Annotated in this window: 4 protein-coding genes; 2 read left to right on the forward strand and 2 right to left on the reverse strand. The window is 59.8% G+C overall.

The genetic code is table 11. From position 1 onward, the window contains the following. Positions 1–231 precede the first annotated feature (231 nt). Together ACZ89R_RS03635 and ACZ89R_RS03640 are read left to right on the forward strand one after the other, a co-directional pair. Complete coding sequence (locus ACZ89R_RS03635) at positions 232–2,973, forward strand: DUF5801 repeats-in-toxin domain-containing protein (protein ID WP_429546672.1); 2,742 nt, start codon at positions 232–234, stop codon at positions 2,971–2,973. A 245-nt stretch (positions 2,974–3,218) separates the two neighbouring features. Further along, positions 3,219–9,167, forward strand: a complete 5,949-nt coding sequence (locus ACZ89R_RS03640) for a DUF5801 repeats-in-toxin domain-containing protein (protein WP_429546671.1) — start codon at positions 3,219–3,221, stop codon at positions 9,165–9,167. A 127-nt stretch (positions 9,168–9,294) separates the two neighbouring features. Here the strand turns inward: ACZ89R_RS03640 and ACZ89R_RS03645 are convergent, their stop codons facing one another. Together ACZ89R_RS03645 and ACZ89R_RS03650 are read right to left on the reverse strand one after the other, a co-directional pair. Next, positions 9,295–10,038 (reverse strand): response regulator transcription factor, encoded by a 744-nt coding sequence (locus ACZ89R_RS03645; protein ID WP_123494908.1) that lies wholly within the window; start codon positions 10,036–10,038, stop codon positions 9,295–9,297. 538 nt (positions 10,039–10,576) lie between these two features. Continuing rightward, positions 10,577–11,956: a TolC family outer membrane protein gene (locus ACZ89R_RS03650; protein ID WP_123494909.1), complete on the reverse strand. Its 1,380-nt coding sequence runs from the start codon at positions 11,954–11,956 to the stop codon at positions 10,577–10,579. Position 11,957: the final 1 nt, after the last annotated feature.

An 11,957-nucleotide genomic window follows, 5' to 3' on the forward strand; every position in this document is an offset into this window, starting at 1 on the left:
GCCAGGCCGTTTTTTATGGCCACTGCGAGCCTTGCGGCATGTCCTCATTCACAAACGGAATAGGCGGCACCGTTCCTTAACGCCCTCGTGCTGTTCCCCCATCCAGGTAGTCTGAAACTCCCATCCCGCTTGGGAGTATCGGCCGATGCGCGATCCCCGGCGCTTAGCCATAGTTGCAGCGATAGGTCAACGGTCAGGCCTCGATGACCGCAATTGCTCGGGAGAAAAACCATGGCTATTGGAATCACCGGCGTGGACGTTACGCTGGACGAAACGGCCGGTTTACAGAACGCCACCGCCACGCCAAGCCCTGCGGGAGACGCTGACGACAACGACATTCTGGTGGCGTCCCTGCCCTCGGACTTCTCAACCCGTTTGACCGAACTGAATGCCGGTACCGCAACGGGTGCGGCCTTGAGTGGCTATACCGGTGACGTGGGCGACACGGGCAGTGAGGCGTTCACCGTCACCGACGGAGCAACCATTACCGATATCAGCTTCGTCGACAGCGCTGGCGCACCGCTTGATGGCGTGGACAGCGGACTCGATACCCTCGATGGCACCAGCATCCTTCTCTATACAGATACGAACAACAACATCCTTCTGGGCCGAGCCGGGAGCGCAACCGGCGCGATCGTGTTCGCTGCCTATATTGAAGAAACCGGATCGCCGGTCACCGGTGGCAAGATCTGGACCGTGGAGTACCAACCGCTCAAGCATCCAGATGGTACGAACCCCGATGATTCGCTCAATCTGCTGGATAAGGTATTCGTCGGAACCAGTCAGGACCTGGAATTCAGTCTGGCCAATGCGCCTTCCGGTCAGAACCTCTTCCTGATGTTCACGACGGCGGACCCGGCAACTGAAACTGTCAATGGTGTCGTGCGGATCACGGATCCCACCATCATCGCCACCGGCAAGGATCCGGCGAATCAATCTGGGCCTGACCCTATAAGCACGGCCGACGATGTCAATATAAACACTGGCGACACGATCAATACCAGCCAGGCGGGTGGCCCGACCACCTTCGGCACCAACAGCCAGATGATTACGGAACAGGAAGGCATCCGTTATTCGTTCGTCACCGGTGCCAGGCAGGATGTGACCATTCCTAACCTGGATCAGAACGAAGCAGATGTTGAAGCCAACATCGACTTTACCGACGTCGTCAATGCGAAGAAGGCCAATTTCGACGTCGTACAGCTGCAAAGCGGCAAGAGTGCTGTGGTAAAAATCAGCGCATTCAGCACCGCTGTTGAATCTGGCACGAACTTCATCGACGGCTATGCAAATGACACGCCGGTTGCCATCACCAATGTGCTCGTCACCAACATCAGCACCGGGCAGGTAATCGAGAATTCAGACGGCTCGGTGGATGATCCGAGCATTAACATCACTTTTTCTGGAGGGGTTGCAACCATCACCGGCGTTAAAGCCGGCTATCAGATTGAATACACCACGACGGCGGATCATAACCGGGTGCTCATCGAGAACGGCGCGGCCCTCGATGCCAGGGGCAATACCCACGCCGATTTTGATATCGGTGGTTTCACATTGCTCCAAACCGCTGTTACGACCGAAGAAATCGGCTCCAAGATGCTTTTCGAAGATGACGGCCCAGCACTCGCTTTTGGCAACTTGATCGGCACTGGCAGCGTCCTGCCACAAACCGGATATTGGAGTAATTCGGCCGGCGCCGACGGGCTGGATGCGAACGGTCTGGATATTTCGGTGAATAGCTCGTTCACCCTCGTCAGGCCAGACAACACCACCACAACCGGAACCGCCACGCTCACCGAGCAGTCGCCCTCACCAGACGGCAATGGCGCGTACCAATTCGCCGGGACGTTGACCGGCGATTTCGACAACAACGCCGCCACGGCGGATACCACCATCGACTACACGCTGAGTGCCTTGGCCGATGGCAGCTATGTACTGGATCTAGTGCAAGGCTTCAGTTCGACAGTCGTGCTCAGCAGTGCCGACGGCTCGCTCAGTGCCGGCGGCCCGGATCCAGTGCGCACCTTGTTAATCCCGTCGCAAAAGCCGCCTACTATTCCTTCGCCATCCGAGGAGATTGTCTTTTTTGGTGTTAACGCGACCACTTCCTCAAGCGACATATTTTCCGCCATCGGGCCAGGAGCGCCCGACCTCACCGAAGCGCAGGTAGAAGCCGGCGGGTTTGCGTTTATCGGCACCGCGAACATGAACGTCAGCACCTCCGGCATTGGCATCGCCAACAACAACCTGGATGGAAACACGACAGCAGGCATCAACGCCGGTGACGAGAGTTTCGTCATCAACCCCGAGTCTTTGTTGTCGAGCATGAAAGTATTCATCGACAACTCGGTGCAAGGGTACAACCCGGCAACGGAAGAGTTGTATTACACGATCTACTACGCGGACGGCACCACGTCGGGTTCGCCGACGAAGGTTCTTGCCGCTGATCTGACCTCGGAAGCCGGAGGACAGACGTCCTTCGTCATCGAGAAGGCGGACGCGACGCTGATCGACGCTGTTCAGCTCACGATGGGCCTGGGCACGATCAAGATCCCGGTGATCGAGTTCATTCAGGAGACCGAGAGCCTGGCCAGTGATATCCAGCTGACATTCAACGCGACGGTGACGGACAGGGATGGGGACTCGGCGACGAGTACGTTCGATGCCAACCTGTTCGCCAACGACTTGACCGGATCTTTCGACTACACGCTGGTGGGCACGGGCGGTGAGCAGGATGCCTTCAACGTCGATTTGTCATTCACCGAGAACCTGTACCAGGTCACCGGCTTCGATGCGGGCGCAGACCTGCGAGATACGCTGGTGCTCAACGGCGACCAGAACGCGGTTGTCCAGATCGACAACACTGGCGCAGACAGCATTGTGTCGGTCACCGAAACGGGCGGACAAGTCACGACCATCACCTTGGTCGGGGTCGATCTTCTGAGTAGCGACATTGTTTACGGCAGCGTCTGAGAAACGCGCGTGAAAGGATGCGAGGGTGGCGCAAGCCACCCTCGCATTTTTTTGCACTTCCAATAGGCGATCCGCACGCTCGCATCAACCTGGGCGCCCTGCGACAGACCACCAACGAGGACGACTAGGCCGAAACTCCCATCCCACTTGGGAGTTTCGGCCGATGCGCAATTTCCGGCGCTTAGTCATAGTTGTAGAGGTCAATGGTCAGACCTCAATGACCGCAATTGCTCGGGAGAAAAATCATGGCTATTGCAATCACAGGCGAGGACGTTGTGCTGGACGAGACGGCCGGGTTACAGAACGCCACCGCCACGCCAACCCCTGCAGGAGACGCTGACGACAACGACATTCTTGTGGCATCCCTGCCCGCTTCCTTCTCTACCCGCTTGACCGCACTTGGAGCCGGTACCGCAACGGGTGCGGCCTTGAGTGGCTATACCGGTGCCGCGGGCAACACGGGCACCAATGCGTTCACTATCACCGGTGGAGGAAGCACTAGCGACATCAGCTTCGTCGACAGCGCTGGTGCACCACTCGATGGTCTGGACAGTGGACTGGATACCCTCGATGGCACCAGCATCCTTCTCTATACCGATACGAACAACAACATTCTTCTGGGCCGAGCCGGGGGCGCAGATGGCGCGATCGTGTTCGCTGCCTACATTGAAGAAACCGGATCGCCGGTCACCGGCGGCAAGATCTGGACCGTGGAATACCAACCGCTCAAGCACCCAGATGCTACAAACCCCGATGATTCGCTCAATCTGCTGGATAAGGTGTTCATCGGAGCTACCCAGGACCAGGGATTCAGTCTCGCCGGTGCGCCCTCCGGTCAGAACCTCTTTTTGATGTTCACGAAAGCGAACCCGACAACTGAAACGGTCGATGGTGTCGTGCGGATCACCGATACCACCATCATCGCCACCGGCAAGAACCCCGCAGACCAATCGAGCGGCGCCAATATCAACACTGGCGACACGATCAATACCAGCCAGGGTGGTGGCCCGACCACCATCGGCACCAACAACCAGATGATTACGGAACAGGAAGGCATCCGCTTTACGTTCGTCACGGGCGCCAGGCAGGATGTGACCGTTCCCAACCTGAGTCAGACCGAAGCAGATGTTGAATCCAACATCGACTTTACCGGGGTCTTCAATTCGACGTCGGCCAGTTTCGACGTCGTGCAGTTGCAAGGCGGCAAGACTGCGGTGGTCAAAATCAGCGCATTCAACACCGCTGTTGAACCTGGCGTGAACTTCGTCAACGGCTATACAGGTGATACGGCGGTTGCCATCACCAATGTGCTCGTCACCAACATCAGCACCGGGCAGGTGATCGAGAATTCAGACGGTTCGGTGAATGATCCGTCCATTGCCATCACCTTCACTGGTGGGGTTGCAACCATCACCGGCGTTCTGGCCGGTTACCAGATTGAATACACCACAACGTCGGACCACAACCGCGTGCTCATCGAGAACGGGGCGGCCCTCGACGCCAGGGGCGATAACCACGCCGATTTTGATATCGGTGGCTTCACGCTGCGCGATACCTCTACTACGATCGCCGAAATCGGCTCCAAGATGATCTTCGAGGATGACGGACCAAGCGTCAGCGCCACCGGCACGGAGCCAATACTGACAGTAGACGAAACGGTTCTGACAACCGACGCCACCCAGAGCTTTACCGCCAACTTCAGCTCCGCGTTTGGCGCTGATGGCGCTGGCACGCTGACCTATGCGCTGGGCGCGACGGCAGGCCCTTCGGGGCTGACCGACACCGCCACCGGCGAAGCGGTCAACCTGTCGCTCAACGGCGCCGTGGTCGAAGGCCGCACGGCCACCACCAACCTGCTGGTGTTCACGGTCAGCGTCGCCGCCAACGGTGACGTCACCCTCGACCAGCTGCGCGCGGTGGTGCATCCCGATGCCACTGATCCCGATGATGCGACGAGCCTGAGCTCGGACGATCTGGTGACGCTGACGGCAACCATCACCGACAAGGACGGTGACAGTGCCCAGGCAACCCTCAACATCGGCCAGAACCTGGTGTTCGAGGACGATGGACCAAGCATCAGCACCACCGGTGACGAGCCAACGCTGACGGTAGATGAAACCGTACTGGCGACCGACGCCACCCAGAGCTTCACCGCCAACTTCAGCTCCGCGTTTGGCGCTGATGGCGCTGGTACGCTGACCTATGCGCTGGGCGTCACGGCAGGCCCTTCGGGGCTGACTGATACGGCCACCGGCGAAGCGGTCAACCTGTCGCTCAACGGCGCCGTGGTCGAAGGCCGCACGGCCACCACCAACCTGCTGGTGTTCACGGTCAGCGTCGCCGCCAACGGTGACGTCACCCTCGACCAGCTGCGCGCGGTGGTGCATCCCGATGCCACTGATCCCGATGATGCGACGAGCCTGAGCTCGGACGATCTGGTGACGCTGACGGCAACCATCACCGACAAGGACGGTGACAGTGCCCAGGCAACCCTCAACATCGGCCAGAACCTGGTGTTCGAGGACGATGGACCAAGCATCAGCACCACCGGTGACGAGCCAACGCTGACGGTAGATGAAACCGTACTGGCGACCGACGCCACCCAGAGCTTCACCGCCAACTTCAGCTCCGCGTTTGGCGCTGATGGCGCTGGTACGCTGACCTATGCGCTGGGCGTCACGGCAGGCCCTTCGGGGCTGACCGACACGGCCACCGGCGAAGCGGTCAACCTGTCGCTCAACGGCGCCGTGGTCGAAGGCCGCACGGCCACCACCAACCTGCTGGTGTTCACGGTCAGCGTCGCCGCCAATGGTGACGTCACCCTCGACCAGCTGCGCGCGGTGGTGCATCCCGATGCCACTGATCCCGATGATGCGACGAGCCTGAGCTCGGACGATCTGGTGACGCTGACGGCCACCATCACCGACAAGGACGGTGACAGTGCCCAGGCGACCCTCAACATCGGCCAGAACCTGGTGTTCGAGGACGACGGGCCAAGCATCACCACCACCGGTGACGAGCCAACGCTGACGGTAGACGAAACGGTACTGGCGACCGATGCCACCCAGAGCTTCACCGCCAACTTCAGCTCGGCGTTTGGCGCTGATGGCGCCGGCACCCTGACCTATGCGTTGGGCATGACCGCCGGTCCTTCCGGGCTGACGGATACGGCCACCGGCGAGGCAGTCAACCTGTCGCTCAACGGCGCCGTGGTCGAAGGCCGCACGGCCACCACCAACCTGCTGGTGTTCACGGTCAGCGTCGCCGCCAACGGTGACGTCACCCTCGACCAGCTGCGCGCCGTGGTGCATCCCGATGCTACCGATCCCGATGATGCGACGAGCCTGAGCTCGGACGATCTGGTGACGCTGACGGCAACCATCACCGACAAGGACGGTGACAGTGCCCAGGCAACCCTCAACATCGGCCAGAACCTGGTGTTCGAGGACGATGGACCAAGCATCAGCACCACCGGTGACGAGCCAACGCTGACGGTAGACGAAACGGTGTTGACGACCGACGCCACCCAGAGCTTTACCGCCAACTTCAGCTCGGCGTTTGGCGCTGATGGCGCCGGCACATTGACCTATGCGCTGGGCGTCACGGCAGGCCCTTCGGGGCTGACTGATACGGCCACCGGCGAAGCGGTCAACCTGTCGCTCAACGGCGCCGTGGTCGAAGGCCGCACGGCCACCACCAACCTGCTGGTGTTCACGGTCAGCGTCGCCGCCAATGGTGACGTCACCCTCGACCAGCTGCGCGCCGTGGTGCATCCCGATGCTACCGATCCCGATGATGCGACGAGCCTGAGCTCGGACGATCTGGTGACGCTGACGGCCACCATCACCGACAAGGACGGTGACAGTGCCCAGGCGACCCTCAACATCGGCCAGAACCTGGTGTTCGAGGACGACGGGCCAAGCATCACCACCACCGGTGACGAGCCAACGCTGACGGTAGACGAAACGGTACTGGCGACCGATGCCACCCAGAGCTTCACCGCCAACTTCAGCTCGGCGTTTGGCGCTGATGGCGCCGGCACCCTGACCTATGCGTTGGGCATGACCGCCGGTCCTTCCGGGCTGACGGATACGGCCACCGGCGAGGCAGTCAACCTGTCGCTTAACGGCGGTATAGTCGAAGGCCGCACAGCCACCACCAACCTGCTGGTGTTCACGGTCAGCGTCGCCGCCAACGGTGACGTCACCCTCGACCAGCTGCGCGCCGTGGTGCATCCCGATGCCACCGATCCGGATGATGCGACGAGCCTGAGCTCGGACGATCTGGTAACGCTGACGGCAACCATCACTGACAAGGACGGCGACAGTGCCCAGGCGACCCTCAACATCGGCCAGAATCTGGTGTTCGAGGACGATGGACCGAGCATCCACACCACCGGCACCGAGCCAATACTGACAGTAGACGAAACGGTGCTGGCAACCGACGCCACCCAGAGCTTTACCGCCAACTTCAGCTCCGCGTTTGGCGCTGATGGCGCCGGCACCCTGACCTATGCGTTGGGCATGACCGCCGGTCCTTCCGGGCTGACGGATACGGCCACCGGCGAGGCAGTGAACCTGTCGCTTAACGGTGGCGTGGTGCAAGGCCGCACGGCCACCACCAACCTGCTGGTGTTCACGGTCAGCGTCGCCGCCAACGGTGACGTCACCCTCGATCAGCTGCGCGCCGTGGTGCATCCCGACGCCACCGATCCCGATGATTCGACGACGCTATCGGCGGACAATCTGGTGACGCTGACGGCAACCATCACTGACAAGGACGGCGACAGCGCTCAGGCGACGCTCAACATCGGGCAGAACCTGGTGTTCAAGGACGACGGCCCGTCACTTGCATTCGGCAACCTGATCGGTACCGGTAGTGTCCTGCCGCAATTCGGCTTCTGGGACCATTCGGCGGGCGCCGACGGGCTGGGTGCGGCTGGTCTGGATATCTCGGTGAATAGCCAGTTCACCCTCGTCAGGCCAGACAACACGACCACCACCGGGACCGCCACGCTCACCGAGCAGTCGCCCTCACCGGACGGCAATGGCGCGTACCAATTCGCAGGGACGTTAACCGGTGATTTCGACAACAACGCCGCAACGGCGGACACCAGCGTCGACTACACGCTGACCGCCTATGCCGATGGCCGCTATGCACTGGATCTGGTGCAAGGCTTCAGTTCGGAGATCGTGCTCAGCACTGCCGATGGCGCGCTCGGTGCCGGAGGCCCGGATCCCGTGCGCACATTGTTAATTCCAGAGCAGGATCCGCCGACTATTCCTTCGCCATCTGAGGAGGTTGTGTTCTTTTCCGCGAAGGCACTTGCGTCGACTGCGGACATCCTGACCGGTATCGGGCTCGGAGAACCCGACCCCACCGAAACCACGCTACAAACCGACCCCCTGCCCTCGTACATCGACCCGAGGGCCATGAACGTCAGCACCGCCGGCATCGGCGTCGCCAATAACCTGTTCCAGGGAGACAACCTGGCGGCAATCGGCGCTGCCGATGAAAGTTTCGTCGTCAATCCGGAGAGCTTGCTGACGGGCATGAGGGTCTTCATCGACAACTCCGTGGGAGGTTACAACACGGCGACCGAGGACCTGTACTACAGGGCCTTCTACGAGGACGGCACGTTCTCGAACCTCATCGAAGTGAACACCCTGACTCCGGAGGCAGGCGGACAGGTATCCTTCCTCATTGAGAGCGATGGCACGAATCTGATTGACGCTGTTCAGCTCACGATGGCCCGAGGCGAGATCAAGATCCCGACGATCCAGTTCATTCAGGAGAGCGAGAGCCTGGCCAGCGATGTCCAGCTGACGTTCAACGCGACGCTGACCGACAAGGATGGGGACTCGGCGACGAGTACGTTCGACGCCAACCTGTTCGCCAACGACCTGTCCGGCACCTTCGACTTCTCGCTGGCGGGCACGGGCGGTGAACGTGATGCCTTCAACGTCGATTTGTCGGTCGATGAGAACCTGTACCAGGTTACCGGCTTCGATGCGAACGCAAGCCTGCGAGACACACTGGTACTCAACGGCGACCAGAGTGCGGTTGTCCAATCGATCGACAACACCGGCGCCGACAGCATCGTGACGGTTGCTGAAACGGGCGGACAAGTCACGACCATCACCTTGGTCGGGGTCGATCTTCTGAGTAGCGACATTGTTTACGGCAGCGTCTGAGAAACGCGCGTAGTAAAAAAATGCGAGGGTGGCGCAAACCACCCTCGCATTCTTTTGTCAGTTCCAATATTCAGATCCGCATGCTCGTATCAACCCCAGCACCCTGCGGCAGACGCGCCCACGGGTGTCAAAACGTCTTTTTTTGACGTGAAACCAAATCCAGTTCCACCCACGTGGACTCGGGTGGTTTTTCGTTGTTGGTGAGCCCGTGCTTCAGCGCATACATCAGCAAATCGATGCGGTTGATCAGATCAAGCTTTTGATAGATGTTGCTGAGGTGGTTGTGCACGGTGTGCTCACTGATGCCCAGACGCCCGGCGATGCTCATGTATTTGGCGGACGGATCCCCGACAATGGCGCGAATCAATTCCCTCTCGCGTAGCGTCAGCCGCGCCTGTTTTGCCTGCTCCAGATTGCATTTCAAATGGATATTCCCGGTCGCGGCATAGCCGGAAAGCCCACCGGCCCAGGCTCTATCCAGTCCGGTGTCGCGATGATGGACTGTGATGATGGCCTGGATGATCGATTCCGTCGGGTCTTCCGCCAGCACGATGCCCCGTGCGCCCGCCTCTATTGCCTGGGCAACGGGGATGGCTTCGTACAAACCCTTGAGCACCAGCACTTTCATTTCGGCGTTGCGGGTGAGTCCCGCAACGACTTCCAAAGGGTTCAACGCATCTGGAAAAAAACTGAAAAAAATCACATTGGGGCGCAATTGATCGGCAAGATCCAGCGCATTGGTATAGGTGGTGGCCTGGCCGCTCACTTCCATCTGAGGCTTCCTGGCATTGATCAAGTCTTGAAGACCCATGAGAACGAGGGGACGACAATCGATCAGCATCACACGTATTGTTTTTTTGTGGGTCGTCATATTTTCCTGACTCCCTTGAAGAATTAATGACCTCCCTCCCTTGGCCTTCCTGAATCAGCAGCTCGCTTACCTGCCCACCGTGATCGAAGGGCAGAGGCGAACGCCGACAGGCCTTAACGGTGCCTGCCCGGGTATTCTTTTTTTTGGGCCCCTTCCACTGGCTTCACAAGCAGGGGTTGCGGGCGTTTCCGAAAGCCGGGCAAAGCCATCGAGGTAACATAAATAGGAATAATCATCAATAACTTGCGCGTGATGACGTGCTCCCTCGATCTGTTCAACTGAGTCTAGGCCAGACCAGCACACTGCCAGCACGCCCATCCGCCAGTCGTCGACTCACGCCTCATGCGGGTAGCCCGGCCGCTGTCAAAAGCGCTCATTTATCCCTTTATAATTAATATCTTAGGCTTACCTTGGCCGACCAGCGATCAAGGTCTGACCGCGATCGAAATCGTCAATTAACCGACAAATGGTTCGCACACAGGTGTAACCGCGATATTGGCGTCAATTTATCGGCGAGACAGTAGGTGTTGCGGCAGGATCAGGGGGATGTGAAGTTTTGGCTGGAACTGCCGGAGCTCAACCAGCCATTAACGCTTTCGACACTTTCGGCAGGCAGCTTTCCCGCCCAACGATTGAGCGTGAGGACATTCGTGACGAATTCGTATTGCGTCTTGAGCAGGTCACGACGCGCCCGGAATTCGTTGCGTACGGTGGTCAGTACATCGACGGCATTGACCATTCCGTAATCGAGCGCTTTCTCTGCCGCCACTCTGGACAGCTGTGCCGAGGCCAGGGCGTTTCGGCTCGCACTGATCTTTTCTCCGCTCGAATTGGCGGTCAGGTAAGCGCTGGTGATCTCCTTGACCACCCGGCGCCGGATCGCTTCCAGTTCCTGCTCGGCGGTAATCTGATCCTGGTAAAGCCCACGGACCCGCGCCGAGGTCGAACCGCCGCTGTACAGCGGCACCTGCACGCCAATACCGGCGACATAACTGTCGGTGCGCGGCGCCAGGGCGTTGTTGTAGCCCTCGTTGGTCTGCTGCGCGCTCAGCGTAAGGCTCAGGGTCGGATAGTGCCCGCCCTTGCCGCTGCGCAAGGCTGCGCCCGCGGCTTCCACACCGCTCTCGTTGGCCTTGAGCGCCGGGTTTAGCGCTATACCCTCGCGCACCCAGGATTCCAGACTCTGCGCCGAAACCCGTAGTTGCACGTCATCGCGAATCCGGTTGAGCTTCTCCTTGACCGGACGGCCGACGATCTCCGCCAGTGCCTCACGACTGATACTGGCCTGGTTCTGGGCATCCAGCTCCTGCGCCGCCAGCAAATCGACCCGGGCCTTGAGGTCGAGCTGATCAGTAATCATTGCCAACTGCTTTTCGTACAACGCATTGACCCGGTCCAGACTCTTTTGCGTGGTTCGACGCTCCGCCCTCACCAACTCCAGTTCATCTTCGGCCGCCAACGCAGTGAAGTAACGCTGCGCCAAGTCCACTGTGGCCTCGGCCTGGGCATCCAGCGCTTGCGATTCGGACTGCCTGGCCAGGCTTTTGAATTTTTGGTAGTTCTCCCACGCGGTCTTGTTGTAGAGGTACTGACGCAGCACCAGACTGTAGTTTTCGCTATCGTAACTTTGCTGGACCAGGTCGCTCTCCTGATGAATCCGATTCGTCCCGGCGTTGAGCGATACCTGGGGGAACAGCGCCCCCATAGCCTCGCGCTGATGTTCCTTGCCCGCCTGCGCTTGCGCATAGGAGGCCAATACCCGCGGATCTTCCAGCCTCGACTCACGGTACAACTGCATGAGGTCGGTGGAAAACGTCGAGGCACTGACCCCGGCAGGCGTGGCCGCAATGGTTTGCGCCAGGGCAGCACCCGCTGCAAGCGTGAACACACCGCCCAGCAACACTGCCGACGCGCTCATG

This window comes from Pseudomonas sp. TE3728, from assembly GCF_056279145.1.